The 19,473-nt window shown below is 64.4% G+C and carries 16 protein-coding genes; 7 read left to right on the plus strand and 9 right to left on the minus strand.

Annotated elements, in window-relative coordinates:
- Nucleotides 1–9 precede the first annotated feature (9 nt).
- The 8 genes from CCOS191_RS22455 to hmpA all read right to left on the minus strand — a co-directional run bounded on the left by CCOS191_RS22455 (nucleotide 10) and on the right by hmpA (nucleotide 8,782).
- A complete protein-coding gene (locus CCOS191_RS22455) occupies nucleotides 10–1,002 on the minus strand; it encodes an isocyanide synthase family protein (RefSeq protein ID WP_082120482.1) in 993 nt (330 codons plus the stop codon).
- A 186-nt stretch (nucleotides 1,003–1,188) separates the two neighbouring features.
- A complete protein-coding gene (cyoE, locus tag CCOS191_RS22460) occupies nucleotides 1,189–2,076 on the minus strand; it encodes a heme o synthase (protein ID WP_023629877.1) in 888 nt (295 codons plus the stop codon).
- A gap of 11 nt (nucleotides 2,077–2,087) precedes the next feature.
- A complete protein-coding gene (gene cyoD / locus CCOS191_RS22465) occupies nucleotides 2,088–2,420 on the minus strand; it encodes a cytochrome o ubiquinol oxidase subunit IV (RefSeq protein WP_023629876.1) in 333 nt (110 codons plus the stop codon).
- Nucleotides 2,420–3,043: a cytochrome o ubiquinol oxidase subunit III gene (locus tag CCOS191_RS22470; RefSeq protein WP_023629875.1), complete on the minus strand. Its 624-nt coding sequence runs from the start codon at nucleotides 3,041–3,043 to the stop codon at nucleotides 2,420–2,422. The genes cyoD and CCOS191_RS22470 overlap by 1 nt, the downstream gene beginning before the upstream one ends.
- Nucleotides 3,044–3,046: 3 nt before the next feature.
- Nucleotides 3,047–5,068 (minus strand): cytochrome o ubiquinol oxidase subunit I, encoded by a 2,022-nt coding sequence (cyoB, locus tag CCOS191_RS22475; protein WP_023629874.1) that lies wholly within the window; start codon nucleotides 5,066–5,068, stop codon nucleotides 3,047–3,049.
- Nucleotides 5,069–5,071: 3 nt separating this feature from the next.
- On the minus strand, nucleotides 5,072–6,016 hold the full coding sequence (cyoA, locus tag CCOS191_RS22480) for a ubiquinol oxidase subunit II (protein ID WP_038707394.1): 945 nt from the start codon (nucleotides 6,014–6,016) through the stop codon (nucleotides 5,072–5,074).
- Between the two features lie 560 nt (nucleotides 6,017–6,576).
- Nucleotides 6,577–7,083 carry a disulfide bond formation protein B gene (locus tag CCOS191_RS22485; protein ID WP_023629873.1) on the minus strand — a complete coding sequence of 169 codons (507 nt, stop codon included), beginning with the start codon at nucleotides 7,081–7,083 and terminating at the stop codon, nucleotides 6,577–6,579.
- 520 nt (nucleotides 7,084–7,603) lie between these two features.
- On the minus strand, nucleotides 7,604–8,782 hold the full coding sequence (gene hmpA, locus CCOS191_RS22490) for an NO-inducible flavohemoprotein (protein WP_046857055.1): 1,179 nt from the start codon (nucleotides 8,780–8,782) through the stop codon (nucleotides 7,604–7,606).
- A 154-nt stretch (nucleotides 8,783–8,936) separates the two neighbouring features.
- Between hmpA and norR the strand changes: the two genes are divergently transcribed.
- The 4 genes from norR to CCOS191_RS22510 all read left to right on the plus strand — a co-directional run bounded on the left by norR (nucleotide 8,937) and on the right by CCOS191_RS22510 (nucleotide 12,628).
- A complete protein-coding gene (gene norR, locus CCOS191_RS22495; protein ID WP_046857056.1) occupies nucleotides 8,937–10,487 on the plus strand; it encodes a nitric oxide reductase transcriptional regulator NorR in 1,551 nt (516 codons plus the stop codon).
- Nucleotides 10,488–10,597: 110 nt separating this feature from the next.
- On the plus strand, nucleotides 10,598–11,497 hold the full coding sequence (locus CCOS191_RS22500; protein ID WP_046857057.1) for a chemotaxis protein: 900 nt from the start codon (nucleotides 10,598–10,600) through the stop codon (nucleotides 11,495–11,497).
- A gap of 88 nt (nucleotides 11,498–11,585) precedes the next feature.
- Nucleotides 11,586–11,897 (plus strand): hypothetical protein, encoded by a 312-nt coding sequence (locus CCOS191_RS22505; protein ID WP_046857058.1) that lies wholly within the window; start codon nucleotides 11,586–11,588, stop codon nucleotides 11,895–11,897.
- Entirely contained in the window at nucleotides 11,894–12,628 is a 735-nt protein-coding gene (locus CCOS191_RS22510; RefSeq protein WP_046857059.1) for a YkgJ family cysteine cluster protein, read from the plus strand. Before CCOS191_RS22505 ends, CCOS191_RS22510 begins: the two co-directional genes overlap by 4 nt.
- Nucleotides 12,629–12,713: 85 nt before the next feature.
- Here CCOS191_RS22510 and CCOS191_RS22515 read toward each other — a convergent pair whose 3' ends face one another.
- Complete coding sequence (locus CCOS191_RS22515; RefSeq protein WP_046857060.1) at nucleotides 12,714–14,294, minus strand: methyl-accepting chemotaxis protein; 1,581 nt, start codon at nucleotides 14,292–14,294, stop codon at nucleotides 12,714–12,716.
- A gap of 222 nt (nucleotides 14,295–14,516) precedes the next feature.
- On the opposite strand from CCOS191_RS22515, the gene CCOS191_RS22520 reads away from it, so the two are divergent.
- Genes CCOS191_RS22520 through CCOS191_RS22530 form a run of 3 tightly spaced genes read left to right on the plus strand, consistent with a single transcriptional unit; the run spans nucleotide 14,517 to nucleotide 19,450 of the window.
- Complete coding sequence (locus CCOS191_RS22520; RefSeq protein WP_046857061.1) at nucleotides 14,517–15,680, plus strand: efflux RND transporter periplasmic adaptor subunit; 1,164 nt, start codon at nucleotides 14,517–14,519, stop codon at nucleotides 15,678–15,680.
- Nucleotides 15,677–18,769, plus strand: a complete 3,093-nt coding sequence (locus tag CCOS191_RS22525) for a multidrug efflux RND transporter permease subunit (protein WP_046857062.1) — start codon at nucleotides 15,677–15,679, stop codon at nucleotides 18,767–18,769. The genes CCOS191_RS22520 and CCOS191_RS22525 overlap by 4 nt, the downstream gene beginning before the upstream one ends.
- Before the next feature lie 9 nt (nucleotides 18,770–18,778).
- Nucleotides 18,779–19,450 carry a heavy metal response regulator transcription factor gene (locus CCOS191_RS22530; protein WP_046857063.1) on the plus strand — a complete coding sequence of 224 codons (672 nt, stop codon included), beginning with the start codon at nucleotides 18,779–18,781 and terminating at the stop codon, nucleotides 19,448–19,450.
- The last annotated feature ends 23 nt before the right edge of the window (nucleotides 19,451–19,473 follow it).

Consider the following 19,473-nt stretch of genomic DNA (forward strand, 5'->3'; position numbering starts at 1 on the left):
GCGCCACCCTCACTGCGCGCTGGCGTAGTGGCAAGGCCGGCCACGGCGGAATACCAGCCGGCTGTAACGCTCATCGACATTGCTGCGCCGGTCGAGGGTCACCACGCCACGACGCTTGATCGCCACCGAATGCCAGGGGGTGCGCCACAGGTCGCTGGTCGGCACCAGGCGGATGCCGATCTTGCTCGATACCGCCAACTGCGGGTGGATCGACAGGCGCAGGCAATGCGGATAGCGCGCTTGCAGCAACGCACTCCAGGCCTCGCTACGCTGGATCACCCGCTGGGAGGCGGGCTTGGCGGCCTTCTTCACCGCGTTCATGCTCATGCCTTCGAACTCCACCAGCCCGGCGTAGTCCTCGGCGAGGAAACGATGGATGCCGCAGTACATCAGCCGCATATGCTCCTCGTCCTCGAAGCGCTGCTGCAGGGCGCGCAGCGACTGGCCATGCTCGATCATCAGCTCTTCGCGCATGGAGTCCAGGCAGCCCAGCTGCGGATAGGCATCCTTGAGGTCGAACAAGGTGAAGCGGCCGGGATAGTGCTGGCTGGCATAGCGCTGGATATCGTCGGTGTAGGCCTGGACATGGGCATCGGGCACCCGCACCAGGTCGGCGAAGACATAGCCGTCCGAGCAGATGTGAATGACCGCACCGGGGGCATGCAATGCACGGATTTCCTCCGCCAGGCGGTTCAGCTCGTCGATGGCATGGTGCTCTGCCAGGTCCGGGAGCGGGCCGAGGGTCTTCTGGCGGTTGGGCGACTTGCCGGGGAAGGCCGGGAGGACCATCTCCACCGGCAGCCCGCGCTCGACGGCCTGCAGCACCTTGGGCAGGTGCGGGGCGAGCACGGCATCATCCAGCGCGTCATCCTGCCCGGGGGCCAGGCTGCGTCGACGAAACAGGCATTCGAGGATGGCCAGCGCGGTAGCGGTGCTGGCAGAGGCATGGCGTTGGCGCAGCGAAGCCGCGCACGCCGAAGGAGCGGAGCTCGATTCGGTCATGGAACAGTCCTTGTCATGTGGATCGATCCGAATGGATCGCGGCCTACCCTGGCCTGCAGGTCGTCCTGACCTGCGGCGCATAACATCCGGCAAAGGGCATGGCGCTGTCAACTGCCCTTCGAATGAATTTTCCGAGGCAAAAAAAACGCCCCGGCAAGCCGGGGCGTCTTGAGCAGCTGGGGTGTTTCAGCGTGCGTAGGTCATCAGCACGTCGGCCGCGGTCTGGCTGTCCACGCCCATCATCACGCTCAGGGCAGTGACGGTGAGGATGGAGAAGCCGAATACCTTGCGCGCCCACTTGCTGTCGTCCTCGGCCTTGTAGCCGCCCCAGGCCATGTACAGCCAGTACAGGCCCATGGCGGCCGCCACGGCGAGGTAACCCAGGCCGGCGTAGCCGCCGAGGGTCAGCATCAGGGTGGCGAGGACGAAGGCCAGCACGTACAGCACGATCTGCTTCTTCGCCGCGAGGATACCGCGCGCCACCGGCAGGACCGGGATGTTGGCGGCGCTGTAGTCCTTGAAGCGGAAGATGGCGATGGCAAAGCTGTGCGGCATCTGCCACAGGCTGAACATCACCAGCAGGGTGAACGCGGCCAGGTCGAAGCTGTTGCTCACCGCGCAGTAGCCGATCACCGGAGGCATGGCACCGGACAGGCTGCCGACCAGGGTGCCGTGCACCGATTTGCGCTTGAGCCACAGGCTGTAGAAGCCGACGTAGACCACGAAGCCAACCAGGGCGCAGAACGCCGACAGCGGGTTGGCCTGGACATACAGCAAGCTGAAACCCGCCACCCCGAGCAGGGTGGCGTAGATCAGCGCCAGGGGCAGCGACATGCCGCCCTGGACCATGACGCGGTTCTTGGTGCGCTCCATCTTGTGGTCGATGTCACGGTCGATGCAGTTGTTGAACACGCATCCGGACGCGACCACCAGGGACGTACCGATCACCACCGCCAGGAACAGGGCGAAATCCACATGCCCCTTGGCGGCAAGGAAGAAACCGCCTGCCACGGAAAGCACGTTACCGAAAATGATCCCCGGTTTGGTGATTTGGATAAAGTGCTTCACGGACATGCAGTCTTACCTCACTTGGCCAGCATTTCGAAGTGGATGCTGAACATGATCCACAGCGACAGGCCGACCAGCAGTGCAATTACCAGAACGGTGAACAGGAACGTCGACACGTTGGAGCGCTGCTCTTTCGAGCGGTCCATGTGCAGGAAGTACACGAGGTGCACCACCACCTGGATGACGGCCATGGCCACCACGATCAGGACGGTCAGGTTCTTCGGCAGGCTTGGGTACATCACCAGGCCGAACGGGATCGCGGTCAGGATGATCGACAGTACAAAGCCGATCATGTAGGACTTCACGCTACCGTGATTGCCTTCGTGATGAGTGTCGTGTGCGCTAGCCATTACAGAACCCCCAGCAGGTAGACGACGGTGAACACGCAGATCCAGACCACGTCGAGGAAGTGCCAGAACAGGCTCAGGCAGCTCATGCGGGTCTTGGCGGTCGGGGTGATGCCGTGCTTGTTGATCTGGTACATCATGATTGCCATCCAGATCAGACCGGCAGTCACGTGCAGGCCGTGGGTACCGACCAGCGCGAAGAACGCCGACAGGAAGCCACTGCGCTGCGGGCCGTAGCCTTCGGCGATCAGGTGATGGAACTCATAGATTTCCATCGCGATGAAGCCTGCACCGAACAGGAAGGTCACAGCCAACCAGCCCAATACACCTGCCTTGTTGCCGGCGAACATCTTCAGCATGGCGAAGCCGAAGGTGATCGAGGACAGCAGCAGGAACGCGGTTTCGACCAGCACGAAGTCGAGCTGGAAGATGTCGTGACCCGACGGGCCGCCGGCGAAACCGCCGGACAGCACCGCGTAGGTGGCGAAGAGCGACGCAAACAGGATGCAGTCGGTCATCAGGTACAGCCAGAAACCGAGTACGGTCATCTGGCCCGAGTCGTGGTGGTGGTCATCGTGCGCATGGTCATGACCATGCGCGCCACCGTGGATTACTTGACTGGACATTGATTACACCCGTTCAAACGATTCGACACGTGCGCCGCCAGCAGGCAGTGCACCAGCGTTGGCCAGCGCTTTCATGCGCTCGCCTTCGATGCGCGCCACTTCTTCGGCCGGCACCATGTAGCCCTGGTCGTCACGCGCGGCGTGGCGAACGAAGACAGCGATGGTCGCAACCAGGCTCGCACCCACCAGCCACCAGATGTGCCAGATGAAGGCGAAGCCGAACACGGTCAGCAACAGACCCATGAACAGACCGGTGGAAGTGTTGCTCGGCATGTGGATCGCTTCGTACTTGGCCGGAGCCTTGTAGGCGGCGCCGGCTTGCTTGGCTTCGTGCCAGGCGTCCAGGCCAACGTGCTCAGGCATGTGGGCGAAGTTGTAGAACGGAGGTGGCGACGAAGTCGACCATTCCAGGGTACGGCCGCCCCATGGGTCGCCGGTGACGTCCATGTTGTCCTTGCGATCGCGAACCGAGACGTAGATCTGGATCAGCTGGCAGGCGATACCGAACAGGATCAGCACGGCGCCGACCACGGCTACGTACAGGTAGGGTTCCCACAGCGGGTTGTCGGAGTGGTTCAGACGACGGGTCATGCCCATGAAGCCCAGGGCGTACAGCGGCATGAACGCTACGTAGAAGCCGGAGATCCAGAACCAGAAGGCAGCCTTGCCCCACTTCTCGTTCAGGGTGAAACCGAAGGCTTTCGGGAACCAGAAGGCGAAGCCGGCGATGTAGCCGAATACCGCGCCACCGATGATCACGTTGTGGAAGTGGGCGATCACGAACAGGCTGTTGTGCAGAACGAAGTCGGCACCTGGAACAGCCAGCAGGACGCCGGTCATGCCACCGATGGAGAAGGTGACCATGAAGCCCAGGGTCCACATGATCGGCGCGGTGAAGCGCAGACGGCCCTGGTAGATGGTGAACAGCCAGTTGAACAGCTTCACACCGGTCGGAATGGAGATCAGCATCGTCGCCAGGCCGAAGAAGGTGTTGACGCTGGCGCCGGCACCCATGGTGAAGAAGTGGTGCAGCCAGACCGCAAAGCCGAGGATGGCGATCGCGCCCGATGCGTAGATCATCGAGTGGTGACCGAACAGACGCTTGCCTGCGAAGGTAGAGGTAACTTCCGAGAACACGCCGAAGGCCGGCAGGATCAGGATGTAGACCTCAGGGTGACCCCACGCCCAGAACAGGTTGACGTACATCATCGGGTTCCCACCAAGCTCGTTGGTGAAGATGTGGAAGTCCAGATAACGGTCAACAGTCAGCAGTGCGAGTGCGGCGGTCAGGATCGGGAAGGAAGCGACGATCAGCACGTTGGCCCAGGTGCAGGTCCAGGTGAAGATCGGCATGTCCATCAGCTTCATGCCAGGGGCGCGCATCTTCATCACGGTGACGAGGAAGTTCACGCCGGTAAGCGTCGTACCCAGACCTGATAGCTGTAGCGCCCAGATGTAGTAGTCGACACCCACCCCAGGGCTGTACTGGATACCCGCGAGCGGCGGATAGGCAACCCAGCCGGTCTTGGCGAATTCACCAACGCCCAGCGAGATGTTGACCAGCAGCACGCCTGCCAGCAGCAGGTAGAAGCTCAGGGAGTTCAGGAACGGGAAGGCAACGTCACGTGCACCGATCTGCAGAGGAACCGCAAGGTTCATCAGGCCGGTGAAGAACGGCATCGCCATGAAGATGATCATGATCACACCGTGGGCGGTGAAGATCTGGTCATAGTGTTCAGGCGGCAGGTAGCCTTCGGAGCCACCGGTGGCGGCGGCCAACTGGGTACGCATCATGATGGCGTCGGCGAAGCCGCGCAGCAGCATGACCATAGCGACGATGATGTACATCACGCCGATTTTCTTGTGGTCGACCGTGGTCAGCCACTCGGTCCACAAGTAGGTCCACTTGCGGAAATAGGTGATGGCACCAACGACAGCGATACCACCGAGCGCGATCATGGCAAGCGTCACCATGACTATCGGCTCGTGATACGGTATCGCCTCCAGAGTTAATTTACCGAACATCTCTTACTCCTCTGCACCGGCAGCTGGTTGCATACTCGATTCCACACCCTTGGTAGTGGCCAGGTCTTTGCTGCCTGCTTCTTCGTGGTTCGGACGACCGCGGTTCATGCCTTCGTACTTGTCGACGATGCGCTGGAACTGGTCAGCCTGAGCCTCGCTGTACAGCGCGACTGGGTTGTTTTCGCTTGCTTTGGCCAAGGCGTCATATTCGGCCTGGTCCAGTTTCTTCGGCGAAGCCTTCACCTCGGCGACCCATGCATCGAAGTCGGCCTGGGAGGTGGCAACAGCCTTGAATTTCATACCGGTGAAGCCGGCGCCGCTGTAGTTGGCGGAGATACCGTCGAACTCACCGTTCTCGTTGGCGATCAGGTGCAGTTTGGTGGTCATGCCAGCCATGGCGTAGATCTGGCCACCCAGGCCCGGGATGAAGAAGGAGTTCATCACGGCGTCGGAGGTCACGCGGAAGTTGACCGGGGTGTTAGCCGGGAAGACGATCTTGTTGACCGTGGCAATGCCCTGTTCCGGGTAGATGAACAGCCATTTCCAGTCCAGCGCGACCACGTCGATCTGCACCGGCTTCACATCGGAATCCAGTGGACGGTACGGGTCCAGCTTGTGGGTGGAGTGGTAGGTGAAGTAACCCAGGGCGATGATGATCAGGATCGGGATGATCCACACCGCGGCCTCGATCTTGGTCGAGTGCGACCAGTCGGGGGTGTAGGTGGCGGCCTTGTTGGACGCGCGATACTTCCAGGCGAACGCCAGGGTCATGATGATCACGGGCACGACCACCAGCAGCATCAGGCCGGTGGCGATCAGGATCAGGTTCTTCTGCTCAATGCCGACCTGGCCCTTCGGATCGAGCAGGGTCCAGTTGCACCCACTGAGTAAAAGCATGCCTAAAAAGGGCAATATGCCAAACAGTCTGGGGTAACGCTTTTTACTCATCTCACGACCTCTAGATCAGCTTGCTTCAATGCAATTTGTGTTTTGGTAGCCAACACTTCGTCCTGCCAAGTGCGGCAATTGGCGCCCGTACTCGCCCCTGCCAGGGATCCGACTGCTGGATCTTGGCGTCAAGCGGGTTGGCGGTGCTTATGGTTTCGTAGGCAACAGGCCTGTACTTCAGACCAAGTCCATTTGGTGCGGGAAAACGCGGAGGGGTGTCCGCCCGGTATCGCCGTTGGGCGAAACTTGTCGAAGTCAGCAAATGGAAAGCGCTGCGGCTCCCATCAATCCTGCGACTCGCAAGCAGTGCCGAACGGAAATTGGGGGCGATTGTAGATAGGTCGCCCCACGATGACTATGACTTATTGAGCAACAGTCTTTTACAGAATGCGTAACAATACTGGTCAAAAAATCAACTTCGCGACAGTTTGTCGCACCCCGCGCAGTAGCCCTGAAACCCTTGCCGCGCAAGGGTTGGTGGCTGACCTGGATCAATCATCGGGGGCCATTTGCAGCTTATCTCGCCGCGCAATAGACCCAGGTCAATTCGGGACTTTGGTCTAAGCGCGGCGACGGTTTCGGTAGATGCCCAGGGGCACCAGCACCGCCGTCAGCACGAACGCCACCAGCGCCCATTGCGCGAGGGACAGGCCGAGGATCGGTGGGTAGGGCGTGGAGCAGAACCCATCGACCTGGAACGCCAGCGGCCAGAGCTTGGCCAGCGGCAGGTCGTCGACGATGGGCTGCAAGGTGTCGATACCGCAGCTGACCATGGGGTTGGCGAGTATATACACATGGTTGCCGGCGGCAACGATGCCACCGATGGCGCTGAGCACCACCAACGCCTCGAAGAAGGTCAGGCTGCGGCGCCCGGGCATGGCGGCGGCGATGAAGGCGAAGATCGCGATGAACAGCAGGGCATAGCGCTGCAGGATGCACAGCGGGCAAGGTGCCTCGCCCAGCACCACCTGCATGTACAGGGCGCCGCCGATCAGCGCCAGGCAGATCACGCCGAGGAGCACCAGAAAGCGCCGTTCCCGATTCAGGCGCGATGAGAGTTCGTTCATTGCCGATTCCTTCGATGGAGAGTGACAGCGCGGGCTGCCCGAGGGGCGCCCAGTCTACACGCTGGAGATGACCTTTGAATGCATCGAGCGGGGGCGTGCGCGGCTATCCACTGATGACCTAGGACCGAGCGGGTCGGTTTCGGTTCACTGACGCACGTGAAAAATGCGCCAGCCCAGGTGCCGGGCAGGAGCAGGCCCCTCGACACCTGGGAGTGAAGGATACAGTGATTAAAGGAGGATTAAAGATGAAAGCGGGTGTAACCGCGTTCACCTCTTCCTTATATAGAAGATCGGTTAGGCCCAATCGCTGCGGTTCGGCGCTCGGCCAGGCCGACAGCGTCGAATGACATCGTCCGCTTCGTTCTCGATTACCCACGGCCGGGAGCATCCGTGTGCTGGCGGCCCGACTGAACGCCGAACCGCAGCGATTGGGATGAAGTCCATCGCGGGGCAAGCCCGCTCCCACGCCGCCATCCTCGGCTTCGTGGGAGCGGGCTTGCCCCGCGATGGGCTCAGCGCTTCACTCCAAAGCCGCCGCAGGCCCGAAGAACTCGTAGCGGCTCTGCCCTTCCGGCACACCCAGGCCCTTGAGCTGACGCTTGATCGCCGCCATGAAGCCCTTGGGTCCGAGGAAGTAGGCGTCGATATCACGTTCACGCGGCAGCCACTCAGCCAGCAGGTCTTGGTCCAGCAGGCCCACTGCGTCGGCAGCCTGGCTGCCATCTTCTTCTGCGTAGCAGTAGAAGCGCTTGAGTTGCGGGTGGCGCGCCGCCAGGCCATCGATCCAGTCGCGGAAGGCATGCACCGCGCCGTTGCGCGCGCAATGGATGAAGTGCACCGGGCGTTCGGTCTCGAGGGCCGCCTCAAGCATGGCCAGGGTCGGGGTGATGCCCACGCCGCCGCTGATCAGCACCAGCGGCTTGTCGCTGGCGACCAGGGTGAAATCACCGGAAGGCGGGAACAGTTGCAGGGTATCGCCGACCATCAAGCCATCATGCAGGTAGTTGGAGACCTTGCCGCCCGCCTCGCGCTTGACGCTGATGCGGTACTGCTCACCGTCGCACAGGGCCGACAGCGAATAGTTGCGACGCTGCTCCTGACCATCGATTTCCAGCTTCAGGCCGATGTACTGGCCCGGCTCGGCCTTGAGCACCGGCTTGCCATCGACCGGAGCGAAGTAGAACGAGACGATCTCGCGGCTTTCCTGCTCGCGGCGCACCAGGCGGAATTCGCGGGTGCCACGCCAGCCGCCGGCAGCCTCTTCCTTCTGTTTGTACAGGTTCTCCTCGGCGCCAATGAGGATGTCGGCAAGCTGGCCGTAGGCCGCCGCCCAGGCAGCGATCACCTCGGCGGTAGCGATCTCCTTGCCCAGCACTTCCTCGATGGCGCGCAGCAGGCAGCTGCCGACGATCGGGTAGTGTTCAGGGAGAATCTGCAGGGCGACGTGCTTGTTGATGATCTGGCCTACCAGATCGCCCAGCTGCTCGAGCTGGTCGATGTGCCGGGCGTACATCAGCACGCCGTTGGCCAGGGCACGCGGCTGGTCGCCGCTGGCCTGGTGGGCCTGGTTGAACAGCGGGCGTACCTCGGGGTACTCGCTGAGCATCATCTTGTAGAAGTGGGTGGTCAGGGCCTCGCCACCACTTTCCAGCAGGGGCACGGTGGCTTTGATGATTGCACGTTGTTCGGCATTGAGCATTACGACAACTCCTGAGCCTGTGGCTTCGAATGGTTGCGTAGACCATTTCAGCAATCGTGCCAACTTTGATCGTCAGTAAAACCGGGGGTTTTCATTGATCGATGTCAAAAGGACACACTCAGGCGTATAGTCATTCCGACCAACAGGAGTCCATATGACTGCAAAGCCCCTGCTCACCGCCCTCCTCCCCTTGGTGAGCGACTTGTCCCGCGACCTCCCCGACCAGGAACGCTACCGCCGGCTGCTGCAGGCCATGCGCGGTCTGCTGCCGTGCGATGCCGCGGCGCTGCTGCGCCTGGATGGCGAGTGGCTGGTGCCGCTGGCGGTGGATGGCTTGTCGGCGGACACCCTGGGCCGACGCTTCCGGGTCAGCGAGCACCCGCGCTTCCAGGCCCTGCTCAGCCGCTCCGAGCCCACCCGCTTCCCTAGCGACAGCCCGCTGCCCGACCCTTACGACGGCCTGGTCGACGCCGCCCATGTGGATCTCGAGGTGCACGACTGCATGGGTTGCCCGCTGATGGTCGACGAACGCCCGTGGGGTCTGCTGACCCTCGACGCGCTCACCGCCGGCCAGTTCCAGAGCCTCGAACTCGACGCCCTGCAGGCCTTCGCCAGCCTGGCCGCCGCCACGGTGACCGTGGCCGAGCGCATCGAGCACCTGGCCCTGCGCGCCGAGGATGAACACCAGCGCGCCGAGGTGTATCGCCAGGCCAGCGGCCAGGACCGCGAACTGATCGGCCAGAGCAAGGCGCACAAGCGCCTGGTCGAGGAGATCCGACTGGTCGGTGGCAGCGACCTGACCGTGCTGATCACCGGCGAGACCGGCGTCGGCAAGGAACTGGTGGCCCAGGCCCTGCACCATGCCAGCCAGCGTGCCGGCAAGCCGATGGTCAGCCTCAACTGCGCCGCCCTGCCCGACACCTTGGTGGAGAGCGAACTGTTCGGTCATGTGCGCGGCGCCTTTACCGGCGCCCATGGTGAACGCCGCGGCAAGTTCGAGCTGGCCAACGGCGGCACGCTGTTCCTCGACGAGGTCGGCGAGCTGCCGCTGGCGGTGCAGGCCAAACTGTTGCGGGTACTGCAGAGCGGGCAGCTGCAACGCCTGGGTTCGGACCGCGACCATCAGGTCGATGTACGCCTGATCGCCGCGACCAACCGCGACCTGGCCGAAGAGGTGCGCAATGGTAACTTCCGGGCCGACTTCTACCACCGGCTGAGCGTCTACCCGCTGCAAGTTCCGCCCCTGCGCGAGCGAGGCCGCGACGTGCTGTTGCTGGCGGGCTTTTTCCTCGAACAGAACCGCGCGCGCCTGGGGCTGGGGAGCCTGCGGCTGTCCACCGACGCTCAGACCGCCCTGCTGGCGTACGGCTGGCCGGGCAACGTGCGCGAACTGGAGCACCTGATCGGTCGCTCGGCGCTCAAGGCATTGGGGCAGCACGGACGGCGGCCGAAGATCCTCACCTTGGAAGCGGCTGACCTCGATCTGCGCAACGTGGCGCCGAGCATACTGGCAGAAACCGAGGCACCCTCGGCTGACGCGCCGCTACCCGAGGGGGGGCTGCGCGAGGCGGTGGATGATTATCAACGGCAGATCGTCGAAGCGTGCCTGGATCGTCACCAGGACAACTGGGCAGCCGCAGCCCGGGAGCTGGGCCTGGATCGGGCCAACCTGAGCCGGTTGGCCAAGCGCTTGGGGCTGCGCTGATGGGGCGGCGAAGCAGCCCCATACAGAGCGAATAGCAAACTAAGCTAAAGCCTGGCGCCAGAAAGCCGATAACCCGGCATCCTCCCCCTCATTCATAGCGAAGGTTGTCCATGGCCACGCAAAAAGCCCGCGCGGACTCGCTGTCCCTGCTGCTGTTCACCCTGCGCAGCGGCAAGCTGATGGCTATCAACCTGCTCAAGGTCAGCGAGATCATCCCCTGCCCGCCGCTGACCAAGCTGCCGGAGTCCCACCCGCACGTCAAAGGCGTCGCCACCCTGCGCGGCAACTCGCTGTCGGTGATCGACCTCTCCCGCGCCATCGGTGAAATGCCCCTGACCGACCCCGACGGCGGCTGCCTGATCGTCACCGAGATCAGCCGCTCGCGCCAGGGCCTGCACGTGCAAGCGGTGAGCCGTATCGTCCATTGCCTGAGCACCGACATCAAACCGCCACCCTATGGCTCGGGCAATCGCTCGTTCATTACCGGCGTCACCCGGGTCGACAACACCCTGGTGCAGGTGCTGGATATCGAAAAGGTCATCCACGGCATCGCCCCACCGCCCCACGAACCGCACCCGGGTGAAGTCAGCGAAGAGGACGCCAGCCTGCTGGCCGCCGCCAATATTTTGGTGGTAGACGACAGCCAGGTCGCGTTGCAGCAGTCGGTACACACCCTGCGCAACCTTGGCATCGAGTGCCATACAGCGCGCAGCGCCAAGGATGCGATCAATGTGCTGCTGGAGCTGCAAGGCACCGAAAGGGAGATCAACATCATCGTCTCGGACATCGAGATGTCCGAGATGGACGGTTTCGCCTTCACCCGCACCCTGCGCGAAACCCCGGACTTCCAGCACCTGTACATCCTGCTGCACACCTCGCTGGACAGCGCGATGAGCGGTGACAAGGCCAAGCTGGCCGGGGCCAATGCCATTCTCACCAAGTTCTCCTCGCCGGAGCTGACCAACTGCCTGGTGACGGCGGCGCGGGCGGTGGTGTTCGAGGAGCGCTGACACATCAAGTCAGGATTTTCCTGACTTGATGAAGGAAAACGTTCGGGCATAATTCGCGCCCTTCGCAGGTTCATTGCCGGTGTCGCGTATGAAATTTCTCAATTCGTTCCTGATTCTCTGCGCCCTCGCCAGCGGCGCAGTCCACGCTTCGAGCAACCAAGCCTGGAGCGACCAACGCCAGCACATGCTCAAGGCCTGCCTGGGCGCCAGCCAGTTCAAGGATGCCCACGCCCTGGGCAAGCCCGCCGAGTTTGACGACCAGGTCGGTTACAGCGCGCTGCTGATCGAGGGCACCTACCCGCAGAAGCACATGCAGAACCGCACCGGTACCGAGCTGTGCCTCTACGACCGCCAACGCCAGCAAGCCTTCACCACGGAATGGGAAGCCAGCAAGCGATGAGCGACAATATTCGCTTCGCCTGCACCGGCTGCGGCAAATGCTGCACGGGCCATCATGTGCCTTTGACCCTGGCCGAGGCCCGGCAGTGGGCGATCTCCGGCGGCCAGGTGGTGGTGCTGATCGAAGGTTTTCTCGTCGATGGCCCTGGCATGCCGGCAGACCAGCGCGAGCATGTGCTGCGCCGGTCGCACCCGGTGCCATGCGGTGACGCGCAGTTGCAGGTTTCGGTGACCTTCGCCGCGTTCAATCCGGGGCGCTGCCGCAACCTCGATGACAACGACCTGTGCGGCATCTATGAAAGCCGCCCGCTGGTCTGTCGGATCTACCCGGCAGAGATCAACCCGCACCTGCCGCTACGCCCGGAAAACAAGGACTGCCCGCCCGAGGCCTGGACGCAAGGGCCGGAACTGATTCACGGCAACCTGCCAGTGGATGAGGCGCTGCGTGCCCTGATCGAAGCCTCACGCCAGGCCGACCGCGATGACATCGCGGCCAAGGTGGCGATCTGTCAGGCGCTGGGGATGACCACCAGTGCGTTGAAGGGCAACGGGTTTACGGCGTGGCTGCCGGACATGGCGGCGTTTGCCTCGGTGCTGGAGCTGGCGCCACAGGCGGTCGATGGACCGTGGGCGGTGCATGTGCAGGACGAGGCGCTTGCCTCCGAGCTGACGGAACATCATTTGCAGGTGACGGGCGAAGCACCGGTCTACTACGCATTCATCGGTTTCTAAGCCATTTGTAGGAGCGGCTTCAGCCGCGATCACCCGCGAAGCGGGTGCCACAACGGCGTTGCCCGCATCGCGGCTAAAGCCGCTCCTACAAGCGCCGCCAGAACTCATCCGCCAGCCGCCGCAGGTCCTTGGCCAGGTCCGCCACGTCACTGGCGCTGCTGTGGCTGCGCTGCCCGACGCTGACCGTCGCCTCGCTGGCCTGGCGGATGCTGGTGATGTTGCGGTTGATGTTCTCGCTGACCTGGCTCTGCTGCTCCACTGCCGCGGCGATCTGCAAGCTCATTTCGTTTATCTGGTTGACCCGCACGCTTATGCTGTCCAGCGCGTCGCTGGCCAGTTGCGCCTGCTCGACGCTGTGCCCGGCATGGGCACTGCTCTGCTGCATCACCTGCACCGCCGCGCGGGCGCCGTCCTGCAGGGCACCGATCATGCGCTGGATATCGTGGGTCGACTGCGCGGTGCGCTGGGCCAGGCCACGCACCTCGTCGGCGACCACCGCGAACCCCCGCCCCTGGTCGCCCGCACGCGCCGCCTCGATGGCGGCGTTGAGCGCCAGCAGGTTGGTCTGCTCGGCGATGCCACGGATCACGTCGAGCACTCCGGAAATCTCGCTGCTGTGGTTCTCCAGTTGCTGGATCACCTCGCTGGCCTCCACCAGCGAGCCGGCCAGGTCCTGGATCGCGCAGCGGTTGCGATCGACCAGCTGGTGGCCTGACTGGGTCTCGTCCTCGGCCTGGTCGGCCGCCATCGCCGCCATCTGCGCGCTGCTGGCCACCTGGGCGACACTGGCGCTCATCTGCTGGATCGCCGTGGCCACCTGGTCGGCTTCGCTCTGCTGCTCGAGGCTGTTGGCGTGGCTGCTGTGCAAAGCCTCGACCAGCGAGCCAGAATGCCCGGCCAGGCGCGAGGAGGTGTCGCCGATGCGCCCGACCACCGCCCCCAGCTGCGCCTTGAGCATGCGCATGGCGAACTCGATCTGCCCCAGGCCGTCACGCCTGCCGGTGTACAGGTGCTGGCTGAGCGGATTGTCGGCAATCGCCTGGGCCTGCCGACGCAGCCGCTCGTATGGGCGCAGCAACACCAGGATCGCCAGGCTGCTCAAGCCCGCCGCCGCCACCATCTCCAGCAGCGATTCCAGCAGCGGCGCCCCCAGCCACCATTGACCCGCGCCGATCACCAGCGCCAGCACCACACCGACCGCCAGCGACAAGCGCGTGCCCAGCTGCAGCACCGGCAAGCGCTCGCGCCAGCCACGCCGGCCTTCGCGCAACCTTGCATAACACCGCTCTGCCGCCGCGACCTGCTCGACCCCAGGCTTGGTCCGCACCGACTGGTACTCCAGCACCTGCCCGCCGCTGCTGATCGGCGAAACGAACGCACTTACCCAATAGTGGTCGCCGTTCTTGCAACGGTTCTTCACCAGCCCCATCCACGAGCGTCCGGCCTTGAGCGCCTGCCACATCTGGGCGAAGGCCTGGGGCGGCATGTCGGGGTGGCGGACAATGTGGTGGGGATTGCCCAGCAGCTCCTCGCGCGGGAACCCGCTGACCCGCAGGAAATCTTCATTGGCATAGGTGATGCGGCTGTCCAGGTCGGTGGTGGACAGGATGTTGGCGTCGCCGGGGTAATCCACTTCGCGACCGGTAACAGGCATATTGCACTTCATCGGAGGCACTCGTTGTTGTACGGGAAATCGGCAGGGCGTACGACTCTAGGGGCAAACGCCGGCGTAACATTGATCCATGGCAGGGTATTGGCACTTGGCCATCAACGCGCCGAAACTGACAGCCGTGACAGCCTGGCGTCACGCTGCCGACCCGCTCGGCGCGCTATAACCCTGCAAAAGCCCAATCCATTTCCCAGCCCCTTGGCCAAGGTGCCCGCCCCGATGCGACGTCCGTCCCGCTCCCTCGTACTCGCCGCCCTGGCCCTCGCCCTGCTGGTCGCCATCGGCGCCTGGCAGGGATTGCGCCGCGAAGCCCCGGTCAACCGCGCCGCCAGCGCGATACCGGTGCGCGTGGTCGCCGTGGCCCAGCAGGACGTGCCGCGCTACCTGAGCGCCATAGGCTCGGTGCTGTCGCTGCACAGCGTCGAGGTGCGCCCGCAGGTCGAGGGCGTGCTGACCCAGGTGCTGGTCAAGGAAGGCCAGTGGGTCAAGCAGGGCGACCTGCTGGCCACCCTCGATGACCGGGCGATCCGCGCCAACCTCGACCAGGCCCGCGCCCAGCTCGGCCAGACCCAGGCGCAGTTGCAGGTGGGCAACGTCAACCTCAAGCGCTACCAGTTGCTCAGCAGCGACGACGGCGTGTCGAAGCAGACCCTCGACCAGCAGCAGGCGCTGGTGAACCAGTTGCAGGCGACGATCAAGGGCAACCAGGCGGCCATCGACAATGCCGCGGTGCAGCTCAGCTACACGCAGATCCGCTCGCCGGTGAGCGGTCGCGTCGGCATTCGCAACGTCGACCCTGGCAACCTGGTACGCACCAGCGACACCCAGAGCCTGTTCAGCGTCACCCAGATCGATCCGATCGCCGTGGAGTTCGCCCTGCCCCAACAGCAGCTGCCAGTGCTGCAGGGCCTGCTCAACTCGGCCACGCCCGCCGAAGTGGAGACCTACCTGGACGCCGACGGCGAACGCAGCCTGCTCGCCAGGGGGCACTTGATGCTGATCGACAACCAGGTCTCGGCCACCACCGGCACGGTGCGGGTCAAGGCCGAGTTCGACAACAAGGACGGCCGCCTGTGGCCGGGCCAGTTGGTTACCGTGCGCCTGCGCACGGCGGTGGACGAGGATGCGCTGGTGGTACCGCCACCGGTGGTGCAGCGCAGCATCGACGGCCATTTTGTCTACCGCCTGGACGGCGACAAGGTCAGCGCCGTACCGGTCAAGGTGGTGTACCAGGACAGCACGCTGAACGTCATTGCCGGGGTCAAGGCCGGCGATCGCCTGGTGCTGGACGGCCAGTCGCGGCTCAAGCCCGGCAGCACCGTGGAAGTCACCCCCGACACCCCTGCCCCGGCGCAAATGGCCGAAAGCAGGAGCCAGCCATGAACACCCGCAACGGCGTCTCGGCCTGGTGCATCGACCACCCCATCGCCACCCTGCTGCTGACCTTCGCCCTGGTACTGCTCGGTGCCATCGCCTTCCCGCGCCTGCCGGTGGCGCCGTTGCCCGAGGCCGACTTCCCGACCATCCAGGTTACCGCCCAGTTGCCCGGTGCCAGCCCGGAAACCATGGCCTCGTCGGTCGCCACGCCCCTGGAGGTGCAGTTCAGCGCCATCCCCGGCATGACCCAGATGACCAGCAGCAGCGCGCTGGGTTCGACCAACCTGATCCTGCAGTTCACCCTCGACAAGAACATCGACACCGCCGCCCAGGAGGTCCAGGCGGCGATCAACACCGCCACCGCGCGCCTGCCTCAGGACCTGCCCAGCCCGCCCACCTGGCGCAAGGTCAACCCGGCCGACAGCCCGGTGCTGATCCTCACCGTCAGCTCGGCGCAGATGCCCGGCAACCAACTGAGTGACTACGCCGAGACCTTGCTGGCCCGCCAGCTCAGCCAGATCGACGGCGTCGGCCTGATCAACATCACCGGGCAACTGCGCCCGGCCATCCGCGTGCAGGCCCAGCCCGAAAAGCTCGCGGCCATCGGCCTGACCCTGGCCGACATCCGCCAGGCCATCCAGCAGACCAGCCTCAACCTGGCCAAGGGCGCGCTGTACGGCGAGCACAGCGTGTCGACCCTCGCCGCCAACGACCAGCTGTTCCACCCCGAGGACTACGCGAAGCTGATCGTCAGCTACCGCAATGGCGCCCCGGTGCACCTGGCCGACGTCGCCAAGGTGATCGACGGCGCCGAGAACGCCTACGTCAGGGCCTGGTCCGGCGAACAGCCGGGGTTGAACCTGGTGATCTTCCGCCAACCCGGGGCGAACATCGTCGACACCGTGGACCGGGTGATGGCTGCCCTGCCCCGCCTGCAGGAAATGCTGCCGGCGGCGGTCGAGGTGTCGGTGTTGCAGGACCGCACGCAGACCATCCGCGCCTCGCTGCACGAGGTCGAGCTGACCCTGCTGATCGCCGTGGCCCTGGTGATCGGGGTGATGGCGCTGTTCCTGCGCCAGTGGTCGGCGACCTTCATCGTTTCCAGCGTGCTCGGCGTGTCGCTGATCGCCAGTTGCGCATTGATGTACGTGTTCGGCTTCAGCCTCAACAACCTCACCCTGGTGGCCATCGTCATCGCCGTGGGCTTCGTGGTGGACGATGCCATCGTCGTGGTAGAGAACATCCACCGCCACCTGGAGGCCGGCGACGACAGCCGCACGGCCGCGCTCAAGGGCGCCGGCGAGATCGGCTTCACCGTGGTGTCGATCAGCTTCTCGCTGATCGCCGCGTTCATTCCGCTGCTGTTCATGGGCGGCGTGGTCGGCCGGCTGTTCAAGGAATTCGCCCTGACCGCCACCGCGACCATCCTGATTTCGGTGGTGGTCTCGCTGACCCTGGCGCCGACCCTCGCCGCGCTGTGCATGCGCCGCCCGCCCGAGACGCAGCATGACGGTTTCGGCCAGCGCCTGGTGCGCTGGTACGAGAAGGGCCTGGACCGGGCCCTGGCGCACCAGCGCGTCACCCTCGGCGTGTTCGGCCTGACCCTGGCACTGGCGGTGGTCGGCTACGTGGCCATCCCCAAGGGCTTCTTCCCGCTGCAGGACACCGGTTTCATCCTCGGCACCAGCGAGGCGGCGGCCGATGTGTCCTACCCCGCGATGATCGAGAAGCACAAGGCCCTGGCGAAGATCATCGAAGCCGACCCGGCGGTGCGCGCCTTCTCCCATTCGGTCGGTGTCACCGGCAGCAACCAGACCATCGCCAACGGGCGCTTCTGGATCTCCCTCAAGCCCCGTGGCGAGCGCGACGTGTCGGCCAGCGAATGGATCGACCGCATGCGCGCGAAACTGGCGCAGGTTCCCGGCATCGTCCTGTACCTGCGCGCAGGGCAAGACATCAACCTCAGTTCCGGGCCGTCGCGCACCCAGTACCAGTACGTACTCAAGAGCAACGACGGCGTCGCGCTGAACCTGTGGACCCAGCGCCTGACCGAACGCCTGCGCGAGAATCCGGCGTTCCGCGACCTGTCCAACGACCTGCAACTGGGCGCCAGCGTCACCCGCATCGACATCGACCGCCAGGCCGCGGCGCGCTTCGGCCTGACCACCACCGACGTCGACCAGGCGCTGTACGATGCCTTCGGCCAGCGGCAGATCAGCGAGTTCCAGACCGAGACCAACCAGTACAAGGTGATCCTCGAACTGGACGCCCGCCAGCGCGGCAAGGCCGAGAGCCTCAACTACTTCTACCTGCGCTCGCCGCTGTCCGGCGAGATGGTGCCGCTGTCGGCCCTGGCCCATGTCGCGCCGCCCAGCACCGGGCCGCTGTCGATCAGCCACGACGGCCTGTTCCCGGCGGCCAACCTGTCGTTCAACCTGGCCCCCGGCGTGGCCCTGGGCGATGCGGTGCAGATCCTCGAACGCACCCAGCGCGAACTGGGCATGCCCGACTCCATCGCCGGCAACTTCCAGGGCGCCGCCCAGGCGTTCCAGAGTTCACTGTCGAGCCAGCCCTACCTGATCCTCGCCGCGCTGGTGGCGGTGTACATCATCCTCGGCGTGCTCTACGAGAGCTTCGTGCACCCGCTGACCATCATCTCCACCCTGCCCTCGGCGGGCCTGGGCGCGCTGATCCTGCTCTGGGCCATGGGCCAGGACTTCACCATCATGGGCCTGATCGGCGTGGTGCTGCTGATCGGGATCGTCAAGAAGAACGGCATCCTGCTCATCGACTTCGCCCTCGAAGCCCAGCGCAACCACGGCATGACGCCCGAGCAGGCGATCCACCAGGCGTGCCTGGTGCGCTTCCGCCCGATCATCATGACCACCCTGGCCGCACTGCTCGGCGCGCTGCCGCTGATGTTCGGCTTCGGCGCCGGCGCCGAACTGCGCCAGCCACTGGGCATCGCCGTGGTCGGCGGCCTGCTGGTGAGCCAGGCCCTGACGCTGTTCACCACCCCGGTCATATACTTGGCCCTGGAGCGTCTGTTCCACCGCCGCCAGGCCACCGTCGCCCCCGCGCCGACCGCCAGTTGAGACAAGACCATGCGTGTGCTGATCATCGAAGACGAAGAAAAAACCGCCGACTACCTGCATCGTGGCCTCACCGAGCAGGGCTTCACTGTCGACCTGGCGCGCGACGGCATCGACGGCCTGCACCTGGCGCTCGAAGGCGACTATGCGGTGATCGTGCTCGACGTGATGCTGCCTGGCCTGGATGGTTATGGCGTGCTGCGCGCGCTGCGGGCGCGCAAGCAGACGCCGGTGATCATGCTCACCGCCCGCGAGCGGGTCGAGGACCGCATCCACGGTTTGCGCGAAGGCGCCGACGACTACCTGGGCAAACCGTTCTCGTTCCTCGAACTGGTGGCCAGGCTGCAAGCCCTGACCCGGCGCAGCGCCATTCATGAGCCGCTGCAGATCCAGGTGGCGGACCTGTGGATCGACCTGATGGCACGCAAGGCCAGCCGTGCCGGCCAGCGCCTGGACCTGACCGCCAAGGAGTTCTCGCTGCTCAGCGTGCTGGCCCGGCGCCAGGGCGAGATCCTGTCCAAGACCGCCATCGCCGAGCTGGTCTGGGACATCAATTTCGACAGTGACGCCAATGTCGTCGAGGTGGCGATCAAGCGCCTGCGCGCCAAGCTCGACGGGCCGTTCGACAACAAGCTGCTGCATACCATTCGAGGCATGGGCTATGTCCTGGAACATCGTGGCTGAAGCCTGCAATACCCGCCCCCGTG

It is taken from the genome of Pseudomonas sp. CCOS 191 (genome assembly GCF_001007005.1).
Classification (GTDB): Bacteria; Pseudomonadota; Gammaproteobacteria; order Pseudomonadales; family Pseudomonadaceae; genus Aquipseudomonas; species Aquipseudomonas soli.